Origin of the sequence: Bradyrhizobium sp. LLZ17 (assembly GCF_041200145.1) — a bacterium.
Lineage (GTDB): Bacteria > Pseudomonadota > Alphaproteobacteria > Rhizobiales > Xanthobacteraceae > Bradyrhizobium.
This window is the reverse complement of record NZ_CP165734.1, coordinates 2,063,389-2,083,031: the sequence shown is the minus strand read 5'-3', so window position 1 is coordinate 2,083,031 and position 19,643 is coordinate 2,063,389. Positions and strand designations below refer to the sequence as shown.

Here is a 19,643-nt window from a genome sequence, read left to right as displayed (position 1 = left end):
CTAGGCGGCCTCCTTCAGATGGCGGCGGATCGCCTCGAATCCCGCCTGGTAGATGTCTTCCGCAACCATGTGGGTGATGCGGTCCGTGTCTTCCGGCTTGGTCGTGAAGCGCGATTCCCAGTGCCAGAAGGTGCGGTCGCCGTCGGTCACCGGCAGCAGGCGAACATGGGCGACGTAGTTGAACATCGGGATCGGGGTGTCGAGCAGGCAGTAGCTGAAGGTCTGTTCGAGATCGGACAAGGCCAGCAGCTGCTCGCGCAGCTCCGAGCCGTCCTTGAGCTTGAAGCGCCTGACACAGCCGATCTTGTCGGAAGGCTGCGCGCGTTCGATGGAGGACGTCGCGACCGCCGGGTGCCAGCGGTCGTGCCCGTTGAAATCGCGCAACACCGACCACGTCGCGTCACTCGGCGCATCCAGGATGGTGCTCTTGACGATGTGCGGCACCACTCAGCCTCCGAACACACGCTTGAGGGCGTCGAAGCCTCCCTGGAACACGCCGCCGCCAATGTTGCCGACCAGCTCGGTTTCCCGCTCCGGCGCGCAGTCGAATTCGGCGGTCCATTCCATAAAGGTCTGGTCGCCGTCGGTGACCGGCGTGAGCCGCAAGGTCGCAACGTAATTGTCGACGCCCATCGGAGAGTCGAGAATCGAGTAGGTGCAGAACATGTCGTAATCGGACAGGCCCAGGAGCTTCTCGCGGATGCGGTCGCCATTGCGCAGGCGAAAATCCCTGACGCAGCCGATCTTGTCGGAGGGCTCGCCGCCCTCGATGCGGCTCTCCGCAATCGCGGGGTGCCAGTTTGGTAGGCCGTTGAAGTCGCGCACCCGGGCCCAGACGCGGTCGTTGCGCGCATTGACGACGGTGGAGACGTAGACGCGTGGCATGGTGCGACCTCAGCTCTTTTTCCGCGGACCGCGCTCGGCAGGCAATTCGCCGCCGCCCTCACTCGCAGGCGGAGCGACGGCCGCCTTGTCGCCGCCGCCGCTCTTGCGCGCGGACTCCTTGATGCCCTGCATGTCGCGGGCTTCGCGGATCAGGCCTGGCATTTTTGCAAGACTGCCGCCTTCGACGCCGATGTCCGCCAGGAGCGAATCGATCAACGGTGCCTGCACGCGGTAGCGCAGCGCCGAGTCGATCACCTCGTCGGTGGCGCTGCGGCCGCCATTGCCGCCATGGCCGTTGCCGTTGAGGCCATCGACCTGGAGGATGCGGATGCCTTCGATCTTCTCCATCGGCTTGACGCTCTCGCGTACGATGCCCTCGATGCGGTCGAGCAGCTTTCGGCGGAACAGCGAGTAACGCGCCTGATCGGTGAGCACGTTCTCGGCTTCGTTCAGCATGCGTTGCGCTTCGGCCTCGACGGCGGCGCGGACGCGCTCGGCTTCAGCGGCGATGCGCGTTTCCTCGGCCTGCTTCTCGGCGAGCATCACCTCGACGGTCCTGCGCCGCTTGGCGATCTCGCTCTCGCGCGCGGTAATGACGCGCTCGGTCGCCTCCGTAGCCCGCATCCGCGCTTCCTCCGCGGTGGCCTTGGCCGCCGATTCCTCCAGCGATTTGGTGTGGATCGCGATCGCCTTCTCCATCAGGACGGTCTCGACCTCCTTCTCGCGGTTGACCTCGAGCTTGCGCAGCTCGCGCTCGCGGCCGATGCGGGCCTCGTCGAGGCCGCGGTCCGAGGAGATGCGGGCGCGCTCGACCTCCTCGCGGGAGGCGATCTCGGCCTCCTGGAGCGATTGCACGCGGGCGACTTCGAGTTGCTCGATGGCGCGGCGGCGCTCGATTCGGGCGGTTTCAAGCGCCTGCTCACGGGAGACATCCGTGGTCTCCACCTCCTTGCGGGCGACGATCTCGGCCTGCTTGACCTGGCGGTCGGCATCGATGCGCTCGGAACGCTTGGCCGCGAGCGCGATGACGCGCTCCTCGTCCGCGATCTCGATCGCCTTCTTGTGGTCGATGTTGAGAACCTCGCGCTTCTTGGACGACGTGATCCGTTCCGCTTCGAGGGCGAGATCGACGGTGATACGCTGGCGCTCGATGGCGTCGCGCCGCTTCAGCTCGGCTGCCTCCAGCACGCCGGTGCGCTCGATTTCGAGCGAACGCGTGTCGCGCTCGGCCTGGATCCGTTCAGCCGCAACGGTCTTCTCCTGCGCGATGCGGGCAGCCTCGATCGCCTCGCGGGAGGCGATGTCGGCTTCCTCGACGGCGCGGTTGCGGGCGATCTCCAGTGAGCGGACGCGCTCTTCCTGGGCAATGCGTGAAGCCTCGGTGGTCTCGCGCGCGGCGATGCCGGCGACGTCCAGCGTCTGGTTGCGCTCGATCTCCAGCTGCCGGGTGTTCTGCTCGGCGGCGATGCGCTCGGCCGCGAGTGTCCGCTCACGGGCGATGCGGGCCGCCTCGACGGAGCGTTGCGCCTCGATCTCGGCCTCCTGGATGGTGCGGACCTGCTGGATCTCCAGGGCGCGGGTACGCTCGTCGGAGGAGATGCGCTCCAAATTGACGATCATGGTCTGGGCGATGCGGGCCTTTTCGGTAGCCTCGCGGGCCGCGATCTCGGCCTCATCAACGGCGCGGGTGCGTTCGATCTCACGGCGCCGCGTCTCTTCCTCATTGGCAATGCGGGCGTCGGTGACGACGCGGTCCTGCTGGATCCGGGCCTTCTCGACCGCCTCGCGGGCGGCGATCTCGGCTTCCTCCACGGTGCGCATCCGCTCGATCTCGTGCTGGCGGACTTCGCGTTCCGATGCAATTCGCGTCGTGTCGATCGAGCGCTGGTTGGCAATCCGGGTCTTCTCGATCTCCTCGCGCGCCAGCAGCTCCTTCTCTTCGATGGTGCGGGTGCGCTCGATCTCCTTCTGGCGGGTCTCGCGCTCGGAGGCGATGCGGGCCTCCGCAATCGCCTGCTCATTGGCTATCCGCGAGCGCTCGATGGCTTCGCGCGCCGAGATCTGGGCCTGCTCGGCCTCGGTCTCGCGCAGCGCGCGTTCGCGGGCGACTTCCGTCCGTTGCAGCGCGCGACGCATCTCGATGTCGCGTTCCTGCTCCAATCTCGCGGTCTCGCTCTCGCGCTCGATGTCGAGCGCCTGCCGCTCGGCTTCCAGATTGCGGGTGCGGATCCGGATCATCGAGTCCTGTTCGATGTCGTTGCGCAGCTTGCGCTTGGCCTCGATGTCCTCCATCAGGCGGGTCAGACCTTCGGCGTCGAAGCGGTTCGAGGGATTGAAGAATTCGAGGTCGGTCTGATCGAGATCGGTGATCGCGACCGATTCCAACTCAAGTCCGTTCTGGGCGAGAGCCTCCGCCGCGTTCGCCTTGAGGCGGGCGACATACTCGCCGCGCTGCTCATGCATCTGCTCCAGGGTCATTTCGGAGGCGACCGAACGGATCGCGGAGATGAATTTGCCGGCGAGAAGCGCATGAAGCTGCTCCGGCTCCATGGTGCGGCGGCCGAGCGTGGCGGCCGCGATGGAAACCGCTTCGCGGGTGGCCTGGACGCGGACATAGAAATCGGCCTCGATGTCGACGCGCATCCGATCGCGGGTGATCACCGCGTCCTGCCTGGAGCGCACGACGCCCATCGGCAGCACGTTCATGTTGACCGGCGTGTAATCGTGGACGAACGGCAGGACGAAGGCGCCGCCGTTGATCACCACGCGTTCGCCGAGGAAGCCTGTCCGGACGAACGAAGTCTCCTTGGAGGAGCGGTGATAGAGCCAGTTCACGATGTAGACGCCGACCACGATCAAGACGATCGCGACGATCAGCCAGAGGATGAGCTCGCCGACCAGGATCCCTGACATGTTTCCCTCCTTCAATCGTTCCGGCGTTATCGCGCGCCGATCGCCTTGAATTTTCGGACCTGATCCGTCAGCGCACGTTCCACCGGCAGCCGCTCCATCGAGGAGGCGCCGTAGAAACCGTGGCAGTGACGGGTGTTCTTCATGATGAAATCGGCATCCGCGGGTTCAGCAATCGGGCCGCCGTGAGCAAGCACCAGAATGTCCGGATTGACGCTCAGCGCGGCTGACGCCCAGGTGTCGACCCGCGCCGGGCAGTCCTGCAACTTCAGTGCGGTCTGCGCGCCGATCGAGCCGCCGGTGGTGAGCCCGAGATGGCAGACGATGATGTCGGCGCCGGCGATCGCCATCGCGGCGGCTTCCTTCTCGCTGAACACGTACGGTGTCGTCAGCAAGTCTTTCTCGCGCGCCTTGGCGATCATGTCGATCTCCAGCGCATAAGACATGCCGGTCTCTTCGAGATTGGCGCGGAAAATGCCGTCGATCAGGCCGACGGTCGGAAAATTCTGCACGCCGGCAAAACCGAGCGCCTTCAGTTGGTCGAGGAACACGTCCATGTCCCGGAACGGGTCGGTGCCGTTGACGCCCGCGAGCACCGGCGTCTTGCTGACCACTGGCAGCACCTCGCCAGCCATCTCCAGTACGATGGCGTTGGCGTCGCCATAGGCCATCAGTCCGGCGAGCGAGCCGCGGCCCGCCATGCGATAGCGGCCGGAATTGTAGACGACGATGAGATCGACGCCGCCGGCCTCTTCGCATTTGGCCGACAGCCCGGTGCCGGCGCCGCCGCCGACGATCGGTTCGCCGCGCTTCGCCATCTCGCGAAATCGCCTCAGGAGTACCGCGCGTTCAAACCGGGCCATCGGTCACCTCACTAGCCTCCGGCGCGCCCCGGCACGACCGAACAGCGTTCGGAACGCGCTCACGATGGTCGAGGCGAACTCGGGATCGTTGATGTTTTGCTTGACGCGGATGAGCTGACGGTTGCCGGTCTGCCGCACCGTACGCTCCAGCGCGCGGAACAGGGCGGTGTCGGCCTCCGGGTCCCAGAACGGCTGGCCGCGGGCGTCGAGTGCGGAGACGCCGCCTTCGGGCAGGAAGAAGCGCACCGGCCCGTCCATCTGGTTGAGCCGCTCGCCGATCCAGCGGCCCATCCGCTCGTTCTCCTCTGCCGTGGTGCGCATCAGCGTCACCTGCGGATTGTGGACGTGAAATTTTCGCGTGCGGTAGCGTTCGGGGATGGTTTCGGGCGCGCCAAAATTGACCATGTCGAGCGCGCCAACCGAGCCGACATAGGGCGCGCGGGTGCGGATGATCGCGCCGAAGCGATCGTCCGTGGCCGGAAACACACCGTCCATCAGGAGGTCGCAGATCTCGGTTGTGGTCAGATCGATGACGGCTGCGAGCTGGCCGGACTCGACGAGCTTTTCCATCGAGCGGCCACCGACGCCGGTGGCGTGGAAGACGAGGCATTCAAAGTCATCGCCCAAATCGGCTGCGATCTTCTGGACGGCCGGCGTCGTGACGCCGAACATGGTAATGCCGACCGACGGCGAGCTGGCGCTGGCAGCGCGCTCCCCGGCCTCGCGCTGATCGAGCTGCGCCCTGACCATGCCGGCGATGGCGTTGGCGCCGTTCGACAGCACTGCGCGCGAGATCGAGTTGAGCCCCTGAACGTCCGTGACCGAGTGCATCATGGTGATGTCGGCCGGACCGACGTAGGGTCCGACATCGCCGGAGGCGACGGATGAGATGATCAGTTTGGGCACGCCGACGGGCAGGGTGCGCATGCCCGGCGCAACCAGCGATGTCGCGCCCGAGCCGCCGGCCGAAATCACGCCGGCGATGTTGCCCTGGCGCCGCAGCCAGTTGGCGAACGCATCCGCCATGGCGGTGACTGCGGCTCCTCGATCGGGCCCGAACACGGCCGAACCACCGCGGCCGTGGTTGAGCGCGATTTCCTGCGCGGAGACGTCGCAGCTTGCCTGCTTGCCGCTGGTGGAGACATCGACCAGCCGGGTGCGCAGCCCGTTCGCGGCGATGATGTCGCGGATGAAGCGCAGCTCGGTGCCTTTGGTGTCGAGCGTGCCGACCACCAGGACGATTGGCGGCCCCGAGGACTGCGACGTCGCCGGCTCGCGCTTGCGTCGCGCCGTCTCGTCGAGGCGCGCAACCTGCGTCGAGAGCGTGCGTGCCGCTGCTTCGATCCGCGCGATCGGGGCGGGTTGGGACCAGCGTGTCGGTGGCGTTGGGTTGGAGATGTAGACCCGGATCGGGCCGGTCGGTCGGGCGGGCTGCGGGACCGTCTTCGTCTCGGCGCCTGCCGCCGGCAGGTCGAGATCAGGCGTAAGTTCGGCATGCAAGCCAACGCCGAGCAGGCGCTGCTGGAGCTCGCGGTCGGCGGCGAGCCGGCCGGAGTCGATGATGCGATTGATGCGGCCGTTGACCATGATCGCGACGTTGCGCGAGATCGCGGTCGCCACGCCGATGTTCTGCTCGATCACGAGCACGGAGATGTCGTCGTCCTCGCCGAGCCGCAGCAGCATCTCCTCGACCTGGGCGACGATGACGGGCGCAAGCCCCTCGGTCGGCTCGTCCATGATCAGGAGCTGCGGATTTGTCAGCAGCGCGCGGGAAATCGCGAGCATCTGCTGCTCGCCGCCGGAGAGCTGGCCGCCACCATGGTCCTTGCGTTCGGCAAGTCGCGGAAAGGTGTCGTAGATCCGCTCGACGGTCCAGGATCCGGACCGCATCCCACCGGCGAGCCGCAGATGTTCGTCGACGCTGAGCGAGCGCCAGAGTCGGCGGCCCTGCGGCACATAGCCGACGCCAAGACGCGCGATGTGGGCTGGCGGCCGTCGTGTGATGTCCTCGCCACGGACGCGGATCGAGCCGCCGCTCACCGGAACCAAGCCCATGATGGCTTTGCACAGCGTGGTCTTGCCCATGCCGTTGCGGCCGACGACGGAGAACACGCCGGTATCGAGGGAGAGATCGACGCCCTGTAGCGCGTGCGAATGGCCGTAATAGACATCAAGGCCGCGGACCTCGAGGGCTGCGCCGCTGCGGCGGGCCTCATTCATGGCCGCCTCCGAGATAAAGCTCCTGCACCTCGGGATCGGATTGGATCTCCTCCGGCACACCCTCCTTGAAGATGCGGCCGTTGTGCATCATCGTCACGCTCTCGACGACACGCAACGCCACGTCCATGTCGTGCTCGATGATGATGTAGCCGATATGCGCGGGGAGCGAGGTCAGGATCTCGACCAGCTCCGCCCGTTCGGTCGGCGAGAGTCCGGCGGCCGGCTCGTCGAACAGCACGAAGCGCGGCGCGCCGGCAAGGGCCAGCGCGATCTCGAGCTGGCGCTGCTGGCCGTGGGCGAGCTCCGCGACGCGCTGGTCCTTCACCGCTGCCAGATGCACAGCCTGCACCAGATTGTCGGCGGCGTGCATCAGGGCATCGTTCTGCCCGGGACGGAGGAAAGAGAATCGTCCGCGCGAGACGCCACAGCAGGCGAGATAGACATTGTCCTGCACAGTGAGGCCGGGAAACAGCGCAGAGATTTGATAGGTCCGTCGCAGCCCGCGCCGGATGCGCTCATAGGGCGGAAAATGCGTGACGTCCTCGCCGAAGAAGCGGATCGTGCCGGAGGAGGGCGGGAAGTCGCCGGTGATGCAGTTGAACAGTGTGGTCTTGCCGGCGCCGTTAGAACCGAGCACGGCGCGGCGCTCGCCCGGGCGCACGGTGATGGTAATGTCGGTCAGCGCCGCGAGCGCGCCGAACAGCCGTGTGACGCCGCGGAGTTCCAGCGCGGCGCCGGCACCGACCACGGAGAGGCGTTGCGCGACGCTATCCATGGCCGGGCCCTCCGCCCGGGCGGTCGGCTTGTCGACGCCGACTTTGGCGCCAGCGTTGCCACAGCCCGATGACCCGTCCGACGACCAGAACACGATGGCGAGAAAGCCAAGCCCGATCAGCAAGCGAAAGCGATTACCGTCGAGACCGATCTTGACCAGGAAATCGAGCGCGAAAGTGCGCAGGAGGACGAAGACGAGAGCGCCGATATAGGGGCCGATCGGGCGCGTGATGCCGCCGACGACGGCTATGATCAGGACGTCGATGCAGGCGCCGACACTGACCGAGCCGGGGGAGATCTGGCGGTAGTTCCAGACCTGGAGCACGCCGGCGAGCCCCGCGATGAAGGAGGCGACCGCATAGGCCGCGACGCGGTGCGCATTGACGTTGAAGCCGAGCGCGGCCATGCGGCGCGGATTATCGCGCACACCTTGGAGCGCCAGCCCGAACGGGGCACGGGAAATATAGTCGACCGCGAAATAGCAGAGCGCGGCGACGGCGAGCACGATGTAATAGAAGGGAATATCATCGCGCCAATTGACGCCCCAGAAGTGTGGCGTCGCGACGGTATTGATCCCGGTGTGACCGTTGAAGATGGCCCAGTTCTGGTTGGTGAAGTAATAGAAGGCCGCGCCGATCGCGAGCGTGATCATGATGGTGTAGATGCCCTCGGTGCGCACCGCGAGCGCGCCGCCGAGCGTTCCGAACAGGGTCGCGAGCGCGAGCGCCATCGGGACGGCAAGCCACCACGGCCAACCCAGGCTGATATTGGGGTTGCCGCTGACCCCGAACACCGCGACCATGTAGGCTGCAAGGCCCGCGATGGTGAGCTGCATCAGGCTGACCATGCCGCCATAGCCGGCGAGAAACATCAGGCTGAGCGCGATGGTGCCGAGGATCAGCGTCGTCGCAAAAATCTCGATCAGGAAGAAGCCGTTGGCGATCAGCGGCATGACCAACAGGATGATCGCCACGATCCAGGCTGCGGGATCGTTGATGTCCGGCCAGCCGCGAGCGGCCGGAGCTTGAGCCGTCGAGGCCGGCTTGTGGACGTGGGCGTGGACGCGGGCGTCGTGGGCAACGGACATGTCAGCGCCTCGCGAGCAGGCCCCGCGGCCGAAGCGCTAGCACCAGCACCATGATCAGGAAGGTCACGACGATGGCGTAAGTCGGGATGTAAACCGAGCCAAGCTGCTCGGCGAGGCCGATGATCAGCGCGCCGAGCGCGGCGCCGGGAATGGAGCCCATGCCGCCCACGATCACGACCACGAGCGAGGCGAGCAGGAAACGGATGTCTTCGCCGGGCGAGAGCGACTGGAACGTCCCGCCGACCACGCCGGCGATGCCGGCGAGCCCGGCGCCGAGCGCGAAGACGAGCACGAACACGATCTGGATACGCACCCCCGTCGCGGCGAGAATATCGCGATCGTCGACGCCGGCGCGGATGATCATGCCGATCCGGGTGCGGTTGAGCGCGAGCCACATCGCGATGCCGATGATCACGGAGGCCAGGAAGATCACGAGCCGCACCAGCGGATAGCGCAGATACACCGGCTCGCCCGAGGATTTCACGGCGGTGATCAGCGGCAGCTCGATCGGACCGATCAGCCAGTTCGGGGTCTGGATCTGGTAGAAGTCGCCACCGCAGGCCCATAGCATCAGATCGGCGAACACGATCGAGAGCCCGATGGTGACCATGGTCTGTCGCAGATCCTGGCCCTCCATGCGGCGGAAGACGAGAACCTGGAGCAGGACGCCGACGAGCGCAGTCAGGATGAAGGCGATGATGAACGAAAGAATCCAGGAGCCGGTCGAGGCGCTGATGGCGTAGCCGACATAACCGCCGAACAGATAGAGCGAGCCGTGCGCGAGGTTGACGTTGCGCATCAGGCCGAAAATCAGCGTAAAGCCGCTGGCGACGAGGAAATAGAGACCGCCAAGCGTGATGCCGTTGAAGAGCGCGTTGAGGAAGACCCGCTTGCGGCCGATTGCCTCTTCAAGGCCCTGCGGCCATACCGCGAAGATCAGCCAAAGAGCGACGGCGACCGCGATGATGATGATCAGCGCCCAGGCTGGATGGCGCTCGACAAAGCGGGTCATGATCGCCGATCCGTCTTCGCGCCAGCCCAACCCTCTTGCCCCGATCGGGGCGAGGTGGCACGCAGACCGTTGCCGGCCGCAAGCCCTGCCATGAACGTGCGCTCCCTATCAATCGCGATCCTCTTTGCGGGAACGCGTTCCGCACATCCTAGATGGGCCGGAAGGGAAGCGTTTGATCGTGAGTATCTTTTCGCGCGTATGTCAGGCGCGCAAAACCTTGGCCGCGCGACGATAATCGGTTGGTGCCATCCCGACATTGGCTGCGAAAAAGCGGGTGAACCCGCTCTGCGATGAGAAGCCGAGATCGAAGCCGATATCGGCGATCGGCGCCTCGCTCGCCACCAGCGCTTCCAGCGCCTGCTCCATCATCAGCGTATTGAGATAGAGGTGAGGGGTGACGCCGGTCTGGGTGCGGAACAGCCGGTAGAAATGCGGCCGCGAGAGGCCGGATTCACGCGCGATGGTGTCGAGCTCGATCTCGGCACCGGGGCTCTCCGACATCATCTTGATACACTTGCGCACGCGAAAATCGGTGACGGAACCGTTTGCGCGCGGATCGCGCGCGGTTTCGGCCTGCTGCCAGCTCTCGTCATAGCAGATGTCGATCAGCCTTCTCAGCTCGCCATCCAGGCTATTGAGCGAAGGGGCGCCGCACACGAGGGCGGCTGCGTGCTTGATATGCTTGTCCAGTGCCACCGACCGCGTGAATTGCGTGCGGCCGAAGCGAAGGCGGTCGGCGCCGGGCGCATCGGGCGCGAACCACTCCGCGTTGACATAAAGCACGAAGAAAACGGCGCCGAGGTCGAGGTCGGACGGCAGGAAATTATGCGGCTCCCATGGATTGACCGCGACGACGGACCCTTCGGTGAGCTCGTAACGTCCATCGCTGACATCGATGCATGCGGGACGCCCCCCGACATGGAAGATCAAATGACCTTCGCGATGTGCGTGGATGTTGAAAGGACGGTTCAACTGATAGACCGTCGCCCGGCCAAAGCGGCCGTGGAAGACGGCGAGCGCCCGGCTCATGCCTTCTCTCCCAGAAGCTTTTGTCTTTTCCTGGTAGCGTTCAACAACCGGGGAGAGAATGCAAGGGCGCATGATGTCGGCGCCTTGCAAATCTCTCCCCGCTCCGTCGTCGCTCGCGAACGAGACTATGTCAGTACTTCTTACATTCCGGTACTGTACGACTAGGCAAACCGATCTTGGCGAACACTGCGGGATCGTAGCCCAGGGTCTGATTGACGTTCGGGATCACCTTCACGACCTTGGAGAACAGCGCGCCCTTGCCGTCGTCGACGACTTCGGTGACGAAGTTGGTGCCGATCGCCTGGCGGTTGGAGTCGAGCTTGATCTTGCCGTTGGGTGCGTCGAGCTCGATCTTGGCGAGGGCTTCCTTGTACTTGGCCTGGTTATTGGAGAGATCCCCGTTGACCTGGCGCAGCGCCAGGATCAGCGCCATGGTCGAGCCGTAATAGTTGGTGGCAAGCAGCGACGGACTGGGGAAGCGCTTGTTGGCCGGGAAGGCGTCCTGGTAGTCCTTGACGAACTTCTGCCAACCCGGATCCTCCCAGGTGTCGGCCTGGCCGCTCGCGGCGAGCGTGCCGACCAGCGCGTTCTTGGCGTTGCCCTTGGACGACAGGATGGTCTGGTCGATCATGATCGAGCCGCCCATCAGATGTGCCTTGCCGCCGGCCTGCTGGTACTGGTTGAGGAAGTTGACGGCGTCGGCACCGCCGAGACCGAGATAGATGGCGTCGACGTCATCCGGCAGCGCGGCGATGACCGAGGCGAAGTCCTTGGTGCCGAGCGGCACCCATTGCCTGTTGGTGACTTGTCCGCCGGCGCCGCAGAATTCGAGCACGAGGCCGAACACCTGGGTGTAGATGAAGGAATAGTCCTCGCCGACGGTCGCGATCTTCCTATACTTCTTCTCGTCATAGGCGTATTTGCCGAGGCCCACCTGCCACTGCGCGCCGTCCATGTTGTAGCGGAAGAAATTCGGCGCCGGATCGACATAGGTCGTTTCCTGGGCACCGGAGGCGGCGTTGATGAAAGTCAGCTCCGGATGGGTCTTTGCGAAATTCTTGACCGCGATGCCTTCGTCGCCAGACAGCGGCGACAGCAGGATCTGCACCTTGTCCTGCTCGATCAGCTTGCGCACGGCGCGCACGGCAGAGTCCGGTGTCGCATCGGTCGAGGCGATGACGAATTCGAGCTCCTTGTCGCCGACCTTCTTGCCGAGTACGTTGAGCGCCGTCTGAAAGCCGCGAATGCCATCCTCACCGAGCACGGTGTAGGTGCCTTCGAGCGTCGCGGTGACGCCAACTTTGATCTTCTCCTGGGCCATCGCCGTGCCAGACAACAACATGGCACTCAATAGAATCAATCCCGCACTGCCTTTCAACATCGGTCTCCTCCCTGGTGATCCCGTCGGCATCCGCATGTTTGACGTGGTGAGCGCGGACACCCGGTTGTTTTGTTGCACGCAAGGCTAGCCGATGCGGGGCGCGACACCGATGTCGTAAGCCTCGCGTGGTTTGACGGGCAGTCTCATTTTGATTGTTGCGGCGCAAGTGGTTTTGCGGTGCAACCGCAGCTCTGCGACGAATTCGTGCGCGTATCGAAGACAGCGCGTGGCGGAGATGTGCGCCGTCGCGCCGGAGATCGATCGCGCGCGAGCGGCGCAGTATGTGAACGGTCTCCCGAGTTTTGACCCAGTTCAGAAATTCCAGCAAGAAATCAATGCAAAGGGTATGTCTCTCAGTCCGCGGATTCCAGCTTCGCGCGTTACGCGCTCAAGACTGAAGCCATCTCACACCCAGCCGCCGCCATCTACGACATAATGTTGAGCGGTACAGGCGGAGGCCTCGTCGGAAGCGAGAAAGACGGTGAACTTTGCCACTTCATCGGGTACGAGTCTGCGCTTGAGGCATTGCCGCTGCATCAGCTCGACCTCGCCTTCCGGCGTCATCCATTTCTCGAGCTGGCGTTCAGTCATGATCCAGCCCGGCGCTATCGCATTGACGCGGATGTTGTAGGGACCGTAGTCGCGCGCCAAGGAGCGTGTGAGACCAATGACGCCTGACTTGCTGGCCGTGTAGGCGGCCATGCCGCCTTGTCCGGCGATCCACGACACCGAGCCGAAGTTGATAATGACGCCGGCGTTCCCCGTCTTCATGTCCGGCAACACGGCTTGCGCCGCAAAGAACTGGTGCTTCAAATTCACGGCGATGCGGTTGTCCCAATATTCTGGCGTCACCTCCTCGGTGTTATGCCGTTCGTCGTGCGCGGCATTGTTGACGAGGATATTGGTCGCGCCGTATGCGTTGCGCGCCTCCGCGACGCCGGCGCGTAACGCGGCGATATCGGTCAAGTCGACACGCTGGAAATGGGCGCTGAGTCCCTGATCCGAGAGCTCACGCGCCAGGCGCTGGCCTTCGTCGACCTTGACGTCGAAGAACACGACCTTGGATTTCTGCTGCGCAAAGTGCCGCACGATGGCGGCGCCAATGCCCGATGCGCCTCCGGTGACGAGAACGACCTTGCCGGCGAGGTCGGAATAAACGGCAGCCATGGATGGAACCTCTTGAGTTGCGTCGCGGGCCGTGCGGTGCGACGTCCAGCGCTCGCGCCGAGCTTAGCTATTCCCCTGGTGAGGTGCATAGATCAGAAATTCAGTTGCGTACCTCAAAAATCGAAGGCAGGATCGCGCCCAAAGAATAGAAGCCGATTGGGAGGAATGTGATGAGGCTGCTCGGGAAGCTGGGACTCGCCGGTGCCGCATGCCTGCTTTGGGCCAGCGTCGCCGCAGCCGACACAACCGTGAAATGGCTCCACATCGAGGTTAACCCGGCCCAGGTGAAGATCTGGGAGGAGGTCGCGCGCGCCTATGAGGCGTCGCATCCGGGCGTCAAGGTCGAGATGCAGTTCCTCGAGAACGAAGCCTACAAGGCCAAGCTGCCGACCATCCTGCAATCCAAGGACCGTCCCAACATCATCTATAGTTGGGCCGGCGGCGTGTTGAAGACGCAGATCGAAGCCGGCGTGCTCGAGGACATTACCGATCCCGTGAAGGGCTACAGCGACAGCCTGACGCCGGCGGCGCTTGCCGCGTTCACCAGCAACGGTCGCGTCTACGGCCTGCCCGTGGCGCTGTCGCAGGTCGGGTTCCTCTGCAACAGGGAACTGATGGCGAAGGCGAAGGTCGATCCGGCCGCCATCAAGAGCTGGGACGATCTGCTCGCCGCGGTGAAGACGCTGAAGGCCGCCGGCATCACGCCCATCGTGGTCGGCGGCGCTGACAAATGGCCGCTGCATTTCTATTGGACGCATCTTGCAGTCCGTGTCGGCGGCAAGCCGGCGTTCGAAGCGGCGCTGCGCGGCGAGAATGGCGGCTTTGCCGGCGAGACCTTCCAGAAATCCGGCGAGCTGTTCAAGCAACTCGTCGATCTCCAGCCATTCCAGAACGGCTTTCTCGGTTTCAAGAACCCGCAGGCCGTCGGCTATTTCGGTGATGGCAAAGCGGCGATGACGCTCGCGATCAGTAGCGTCTACAATTTGCAGCGCGCGCTCGCCGCCGACAAGGTCGGATTGAGCGAAGACAAGATCTGCTGGTTCGATTTTCCGGTCGTGGCCGGCGGGAAGGGCGCGCCGACGGACACGCTGGGGGGCATCACAGGCTGGCTGATCACAAAAGACTCGCCGAAGGAGGCGGTCGACTTCCTGAAATACTTCATCTCCAAGGACGTTCAGACCCGGCTTGCCGCGGGCAGCTTCATCGTTCCCGTGGTGCAGGGTGCGGAGGCCGGTCTCAACAATCCTTTCATGAAGCTGATCGCGGCCAATCTGGCGAAGTCGAACTACCACCAGAACTTCTATGACCAGAGCCTCGGCCCTTCGGTCGGTCGCGTCGTCAATGACGTCAGCGCGGAAATCGCCGGCGGCAGCATGAGTCCGCAGGACGCTGCCAAGGCGATCGAGGCGGCGCGGAAGCAGGGTAACTGACAGTGGTGCGGCGGATCGTGGCCTCGCCGGCGATGGACGCTGCGGAGACATCGTTCTCGCCGCTCGCAGTTCGCGGTCCTCGCTGGGACAGCCGCCTCACCGTCCTGATCCTGTTCCTGCCGCCGGCGTTGGTGCTGTTCACGCTGTTCGTGGTGCTGCCGGTCGGCGAGGCCGCCTGGTACTCGGCCTTCAACTGGAACGGCTTCGGCAGGCCGACGAACTGGATTGGATCTGACAATTACCGCTTCGTGTTTGAGACGCGCGCCTTCTGGCTTGCGCTGCGTAACAACGGACTGATCATCGCCGTCTCGCTTGCGATTCAGCTGCCGCTTGCGCTCACCCTGGCTTTGATGCTGGCGGAGCGGTTTCGCGGAGCGGTGGCGCTGCGCATGCTGTTCTTCATGCCCTATATCCTGGCCGAGATCGCGACCGGGTTGATCTTCAGCTTTGTCTATGACGGCGACTACGGCCTCGTCGCCTCGATCTGGCGCGCCTTCGGTGCCGAGGCGCCGCATCTGCTGGCTTCGACCGAGACGTCGATGCTGGCGGTGCTGATCGTGGTGGTCTGGAAGTACTTTGGCTTTCACATGATGTTGTTCATCGCCGCACTCCAGAGTCTCGACAAGAGCCTGATCGAGGCCGCGCGGATCGACGGCGCGACCCGGTCGCAAACCCTGCGCCACGTTGTCATCCCGTTGCTCTATCCGACGATCCGGCTCTCAATATTCTTCGCCATCGTCGGCTCGCTGCAGCTGTTCGACCTGGTCATGCCGCTGACGCGCGGCGGACCTGCGGACTCCTCGAACACGATGGTGAGCTTTCTCTACAATAACGGCATCTCCCGCATGCGGGTCGGCTACGGCAGCGCCATCGGTGTCATCCTGTTCGCGATCTGCGTGACCTTTGCCGTGACCTACAAGCGATGGTTCATGCGCGATGAGTAATGTCGAGACCACTCGCGCGCCGTTCGATTCCGCGGTGCTGTTCAAGTCGTTGTTCCTCGCCGTCGTTGCGATCTTCGTGCTGGTGCCGCTGCTCGCGACCTTGCTCGGGGGCTTCAAATCGCTTGGCGAACTGCGCGTTAATCCGTTCGGCCTGCCGCGCCACTGGGAGTGGCAGAATTATGCCGACATCCTGTTCTCCGTGCGCTACTGGCAGCTGTTGCGCAACTCGCTGGTCATTTCGACGCTCACGGTGACGTTGACCCTGGTCGTCGCCTCCATGGCGGCGTTCACCTTCGCGCACATCAAGTTCTACGGCAGCTCGATGCTGCTGAGCTACCTGACCCTCGGCCTGCTGTTTCCGGCCGCGACCGCCGTGCTGCCGCTGTTCATCAAGGTGCGCGATCTCGGGCTGCTCGATAGCTATTTTGGCGTTGCGCTGCCGCAGGCGGCCTTCGGTCTCGCCATGAGTGTGCTGCTGCTGCGGCGCTTCTTCAAGGACATCCCGTACGAGCTGTTGGAGGCTGCGCTGGTCGACGGATGCAGCTACATCAACTTCTTCCGCTATGTGACCCTGCCGCTATCGCGGCCGATCCTGGCGACCGTCGGTACGATCGCGTTCGTCAACAGCTGGAATGCCTATCTGTTGCCGCTGGTGATGCTCAACACCGATCTGCTCTATCCCTGGCCGCTGGGTATCATGGTTTATCAGGGCGAATATTCGTCCGAATGGCACCTGATCCTGGCCTTCATCACGCTGACCATCCTGCCGACGATCATTCTGTTCCTTCTGGCGCAGAAGCATATCGTCGCCGGCCTCACCGCAGGCGCGGTCAAGGGATGAGCGGGACCTTACGGAGATCACAATGAGAAAAGTGGGCATCGGGATCATCGGCTGCGGCAATATCAGCACCGCCTATCTGAAGGCGGCCCAGCGCTTCCCGGTCATGGAGGTCAGGGCGCTCGCCGATATGCGCAGCGATGCCGCAGAGCGCCAGGGCGCCGCCTTCGGGCTGCCGGGGATGCGGGTCGATCAACTGCTCAAGCGCGACGACATCGAGATCGTCATCAATCTCACGGTGCCGCTCGCCCACACCGACGTCAGTCTGGCCGTTCTGAATGCCGGCAAGCATGTCCATTCCGAGAAGCCGCTCGGCATCAACATCGCGGAAGCCCGCAAGGTGATGGATCTCGCCGCGCAGAAAGACCTTCGCGTCGGCTGCGCGCCCGACACGTTTCTCGGAGGCGGACACCAGACCGCGCGCAAGCTGATCGACGACGGAGCGATCGGCACGCCGGCGGCGGGCAGCGCCTTCTTTGGCTGCCCTGGCCACGAGCGCTGGCATCCGGCGCCGGGCTTCTACTATCTGCGCGGCGGCGGCCCGATGCTCGACATGGGCCCATACTACATCACCGATCTCGTGCAGCTGCTCGGCCCGGTCGCGAGCGTGATGGGCTCGACCGCACGTCCGAAATCCGAGCGCCTTGTGACCAGCCAGCCGATGAACGGCACGCCGATCCCGGTCGAGGTGGCGACCCATGTCGCGGGCACGCTCGAATTCGAGAGCGGTGCCGTCGTCTCGATCACGATGAGCTTTGACATCCCCAAGCACCGTCACGCGCCGATCGAAATCTATGGCGACAAAGGCAGCATGCTGGTGCCGGACCCGAACCGCTTCGGCGGCGAGGTGCAGGTCGCGAAGACCGGTGGCGAATGGGAGGCGGTGCCGTTGACCCACGGGCATGTCGACGGTGAGTTCCGTTCCATCGGCGTCGCCGACATGGCCACCGCAATTCTGAACAACCGGCCGCATCGTGCCAGCGGCGCGCTTGCGTTCCATGTACTGGAGGTGATGGAGGCGTTCCAGACCTCCGCCGACGAAGGACGGCGCGTCAAGATCGAGAGCCGCGTTGAGCGGCCGGCGATGCTGCCGGCCGGACGTGAAACCGGACAGATCGACTGAGGACGGGAAACATGCGCAATGCAATGATTGTTTGGGGCGGCTGGCCGGGACACGATCCCGATCTCTGTGCCTCGATGATCCGCGGCTGGCTGAAGGCGGAAGGCTTCGAGGTGCGGATCGAGACCACAACGGCGGCGTTCGCCGATCCTGCGATCCACGATCTGTCGCTGATCATCCCGATCTACACCATGTCGAAGATCGAGAAGGCAGAAGCGCTCAATCTCTGCGCGGCGGTGCGGAGCGGAGTGGGGCTCGCCGGCCACCACGGCGGGATGGGCGATGCCTTCCGCGATTCCGTCGAGTACCAGTTCATGTGTGGAGGGCAGTGGGTCGCGCATCCCGGCAACATCATTGACTACAAGGTCGATTTGACGAAGCCGGACGATCCCATCACGAAGGGCCTGAACAGCTTTGAGCATCGCTCCGAGCAGTACTACATGCATGTCGACCCCGCCAATGAGGTGCTGGCGACAACGACCTTCAGCGGCGAGCACGCGCCCTGGATCGAGGGCGTGGTGATGCCGGTGGTGTGGAAGAAGCGATACGGCGCGGGCAGGGTGTTCTATTCCTCACTCGGCCACCGTGCCTACGAGCTGGACGTCCCGGAGATCTGAACCTTGATGATCCGCGGCTTGCTGTGGGCGGCCCGCGAATGACAGCTGGTGCGACGCAGTCGGCGGTCCGCGCAACGCTCGAGGACGTTGCGCGCGCGGCGGGCGTTTCGCTCGCGACCGTCGATCGCGTCGTCAACCGGCGCGATGGCGTGCGCGCCAAGACCGTTGCGCGCGTCCAGGCGGCGGTGGCAAAGCTCGGCTATCGCGCCGACGTCGCGGCCGCGCGGCTCGCCCGTGGGCAGTCGTTCCGCTTCGCCTTCGTGCTGCCGAGCGGCAGCAACAGCTTCATGACGAGCCTGACCGAGCAGGTCCAGCGTACCGCACACTGGCTCGCCAGCCAGCGCGGCTTTATCGATGTTGTCCATGTCGACGTATTCGATCCGGACGTGCTCGCCGGCGCGCTGGAGAACCTGTCCCCCGTCTATCAGGGGGTCGCCGTCGTTGCGCTCGACCATCCCAGGGTGCGTGCGGCGATCGACGAGCTTGTTGCCCGGAAGGTCGCCGTGGTGACCCTTGTGTCGGACGCGCCGAGCTCGCGGCGCCTGCATTATGTCGGCATCGACAATCCGGCCGCGGGGCGAACTGCGGCAACATTGATGGGACGCTTCCTTGGCGGCCGCAAGGGGACGGTTGCCGTGATCGCCGGATCGTTGTCGCTGCGCGACCACAGCGAGCGGCAGTTCGGCTTTCACCAGATCCTGTCCAGCGAGTATCGGAACCTGCTCGCGTTACCAGCCATCGAGGGCCGCGACGACAGCGAACGGACGAGGGAGCTCACAGCCGCGCTGCTCGCGCGCCATGCCGATCTCCGTGGCATATATTGCTGCGGCGCCGGGAACCGTGGCATCGCCGACGCGCTCGAGATCTCGGGGCGTGCGCGCAAAGTGGTCTGGATCACTCACGAGCTGACCCAGCACACGCGGCGTTTCCTGGTCCGAGGCACACTTGATGCAATCATCAACCAGGACCCGGTCACGAGGCGCGCTCTGCGGCGCGAGTCCTACTGGCGCATTGCTCGGGTGAGCCGATCAGCCCCGACCAGGAGCGCATTCGCATCGACATTTTTCTGCGCGACAATCTGCCGTAACGTCGTACGCGCCGCTGCCTGTGTTGGCGCGGCCGACGACGCACGTCCCGGTCGCCGACATTGTCGCGGCTGCCCCGCGGCTTCGCATAGCGATTCACACTTTTCCCTGAGTGTCATTTTTTTCGTCGCGCGCGTGGACGGGACCAGGGAAGGTCGGCCCTGACCCACCTGCGCCGCTGCGCCATCCCATGCCGCCCACGAACATCCGGCTGTCATTGTTACGTTTTCTGCTTCCCGCAATCGCGATCGTTGTGCGGTGCGTTCACGTCGTGTGTCGCG

15 protein-coding genes and 2 pseudogenes are annotated in these 19,643 nt (G+C 64.4%); 6 read left to right on the top strand and 11 right to left on the bottom strand.

The window, feature by feature from the left end; translation table 11 throughout:
• From AB8Z38_RS10450 to AB8Z38_RS10400, 11 genes and pseudogenes are all read right to left on the bottom strand, one after another.
• A complete protein-coding gene (locus tag AB8Z38_RS10450; RefSeq protein WP_369724813.1) occupies nt 1-444 on the bottom strand; it encodes an SRPBCC family protein in 444 nt (147 codons plus the stop codon).
• 3 nt (nt 445-447) lie between these two features.
• On the bottom strand, nt 448-885 hold the full coding sequence (locus AB8Z38_RS10445; protein ID WP_369724811.1) for an SRPBCC family protein: 438 nt from the start codon (nt 883-885) through the stop codon (nt 448-450).
• A gap of 9 nt (nt 886-894) precedes the next feature.
• Entirely contained in the window at nt 895-3,798 is a 2,904-nt protein-coding gene (locus AB8Z38_RS10440; protein ID WP_369724809.1) for a flotillin domain-containing protein, read from the bottom strand.
• 26 nt (nt 3,799-3,824) lie between these two features.
• Entirely contained in the window at nt 3,825-4,658 is an 834-nt protein-coding gene (locus AB8Z38_RS10435) for a phosphoenolpyruvate hydrolase family protein (protein WP_369724807.1), read from the bottom strand.
• 3 nt (nt 4,659-4,661) lie between these two features.
• Nucleotides 4,662-6,878 (bottom strand): ABC transporter permease, encoded by a 2,217-nt coding sequence (locus AB8Z38_RS10430; RefSeq protein WP_369724805.1) that lies wholly within the window; start codon nt 6,876-6,878, stop codon nt 4,662-4,664.
• The gene (locus tag AB8Z38_RS10425) at nt 6,871-7,653 is read right to left on the bottom strand and encodes an ABC transporter ATP-binding protein (protein WP_369724804.1); all 783 of its coding nucleotides are present in this window, start codon (nt 7,651-7,653) and stop codon (nt 6,871-6,873) included. Before AB8Z38_RS10425 ends, AB8Z38_RS10430 begins: the two co-directional genes overlap by 8 nt.
• A pseudogene (locus AB8Z38_RS10420) lies at nt 7,646-8,739 on the bottom strand (branched-chain amino acid ABC transporter permease). The gene AB8Z38_RS10425 and the pseudogene AB8Z38_RS10420 overlap by 8 nt, the downstream one beginning before the upstream one ends.
• A 1-nt stretch (nt 8,740) precedes the next feature.
• A complete protein-coding gene (locus AB8Z38_RS10415) occupies nt 8,741-9,751 on the bottom strand; it encodes a branched-chain amino acid ABC transporter permease (protein WP_369724802.1) in 1,011 nt (336 codons plus the stop codon).
• Between the two features lie 201 nt (nt 9,752-9,952).
• Complete coding sequence (locus AB8Z38_RS10410; protein ID WP_369724801.1) at nt 9,953-10,780, bottom strand: AraC family transcriptional regulator; 828 nt, start codon at nt 10,778-10,780, stop codon at nt 9,953-9,955.
• A gap of 130 nt (nt 10,781-10,910) precedes the next feature.
• Nucleotides 10,911-12,161 carry an ABC transporter substrate-binding protein gene (locus AB8Z38_RS10405; protein WP_369724799.1) on the bottom strand — a complete coding sequence of 417 codons (1,251 nt, stop codon included), beginning with the start codon at nt 12,159-12,161 and terminating at the stop codon, nt 10,911-10,913.
• Nucleotides 12,162-12,566: 405 nt separating this feature from the next.
• A complete protein-coding gene (locus tag AB8Z38_RS10400) occupies nt 12,567-13,328 on the bottom strand; it encodes an SDR family NAD(P)-dependent oxidoreductase (protein WP_369724797.1) in 762 nt (253 codons plus the stop codon).
• A gap of 170 nt (nt 13,329-13,498) precedes the next feature.
• Here AB8Z38_RS10400 and AB8Z38_RS10395 point away from each other — a divergent pair, with 170 nt between their 5' ends.
• From AB8Z38_RS10395 to AB8Z38_RS10370, 6 genes and pseudogenes are all read left to right on the top strand, one after another.
• A complete protein-coding gene (locus AB8Z38_RS10395) occupies nt 13,499-14,758 on the top strand; it encodes an extracellular solute-binding protein (RefSeq protein ID WP_369724795.1) in 1,260 nt (419 codons plus the stop codon).
• A 32-nt stretch (nt 14,759-14,790) separates the two neighbouring features.
• Complete coding sequence (locus AB8Z38_RS10390; protein WP_369726798.1) at nt 14,791-15,702, top strand: carbohydrate ABC transporter permease; 912 nt, start codon at nt 14,791-14,793, stop codon at nt 15,700-15,702.
• A complete protein-coding gene (locus AB8Z38_RS10385; RefSeq protein WP_369724792.1) occupies nt 15,695-16,543 on the top strand; it encodes a carbohydrate ABC transporter permease in 849 nt (282 codons plus the stop codon). Before AB8Z38_RS10390 ends, AB8Z38_RS10385 begins: the two co-directional genes overlap by 8 nt.
• 22 nt (nt 16,544-16,565) lie before the next feature.
• On the top strand, nt 16,566-17,663 hold the full coding sequence (locus AB8Z38_RS10380; RefSeq protein ID WP_369724790.1) for a Gfo/Idh/MocA family protein: 1,098 nt from the start codon (nt 16,566-16,568) through the stop codon (nt 17,661-17,663).
• 11 nt (nt 17,664-17,674) lie between these two features.
• Nucleotides 17,675-18,277: a ThuA domain-containing protein gene (locus AB8Z38_RS10375; RefSeq protein ID WP_369724788.1), complete on the top strand. Its 603-nt coding sequence runs from the start codon at nt 17,675-17,677 to the stop codon at nt 18,275-18,277.
• A 38-nt stretch (nt 18,278-18,315) separates the two neighbouring features.
• Nucleotides 18,316-19,364, top strand: a pseudogene (locus AB8Z38_RS10370) (LacI family DNA-binding transcriptional regulator).
• The last annotated feature ends 279 nt before the right edge of the window (nt 19,365-19,643 follow it).

Excerpts from the sequence above, each read along its gene's own strand:
- AB8Z38_RS10445 (WP_369724811.1), bottom strand. The coding sequence starts at position 885 with ATGCCACGCGTCTACGTCTCCACCGTCGTCAATGCGCGCAACGACCGC.
- AB8Z38_RS10440 (WP_369724809.1), bottom strand. The coding sequence starts at position 3,798 with ATGTCAGGGATCCTGGTCGGCGAGCTCATCCTCTGGCTGATCGTCGCG.
- AB8Z38_RS10435 (WP_369724807.1), bottom strand. The coding sequence starts at position 4,658 with ATGGCCCGGTTTGAACGCGCGGTACTCCTGAGGCGATTTCGCGAGATG.
- AB8Z38_RS10430 (WP_369724805.1), bottom strand. The coding sequence starts at position 6,878 with ATGAATGAGGCCCGCCGCAGCGGCGCAGCCCTCGAGGTCCGCGGCCTT.
- AB8Z38_RS10425 (WP_369724804.1), bottom strand. The coding sequence starts at position 7,653 with ATGGATAGCGTCGCGCAACGCCTCTCCGTGGTCGGTGCCGGCGCCGCG.
- AB8Z38_RS10415 (WP_369724802.1), bottom strand. The coding sequence starts at position 9,751 with ATGACCCGCTTTGTCGAGCGCCATCCAGCCTGGGCGCTGATCATCATC.
- AB8Z38_RS10410 (WP_369724801.1), bottom strand. The coding sequence starts at position 10,780 with ATGAGCCGGGCGCTCGCCGTCTTCCACGGCCGCTTTGGCCGGGCGACG.
- AB8Z38_RS10405 (WP_369724799.1), bottom strand. The coding sequence starts at position 12,161 with ATGTTGAAAGGCAGTGCGGGATTGATTCTATTGAGTGCCATGTTGTTG.
- AB8Z38_RS10400 (WP_369724797.1), bottom strand. The coding sequence starts at position 13,328 with ATGGCTGCCGTTTATTCCGACCTCGCCGGCAAGGTCGTTCTCGTCACC.
- AB8Z38_RS10395 (WP_369724795.1), top strand. The coding sequence starts at position 13,499 with ATGAGGCTGCTCGGGAAGCTGGGACTCGCCGGTGCCGCATGCCTGCTT.
- AB8Z38_RS10390 (WP_369726798.1), top strand. The coding sequence starts at position 14,791 with ATGGACGCTGCGGAGACATCGTTCTCGCCGCTCGCAGTTCGCGGTCCT.
- AB8Z38_RS10385 (WP_369724792.1), top strand. The coding sequence starts at position 15,695 with ATGAGTAATGTCGAGACCACTCGCGCGCCGTTCGATTCCGCGGTGCTG.
- AB8Z38_RS10380 (WP_369724790.1), top strand. The coding sequence starts at position 16,566 with ATGAGAAAAGTGGGCATCGGGATCATCGGCTGCGGCAATATCAGCACC.
- AB8Z38_RS10375 (WP_369724788.1), top strand. The coding sequence starts at position 17,675 with ATGCGCAATGCAATGATTGTTTGGGGCGGCTGGCCGGGACACGATCCC.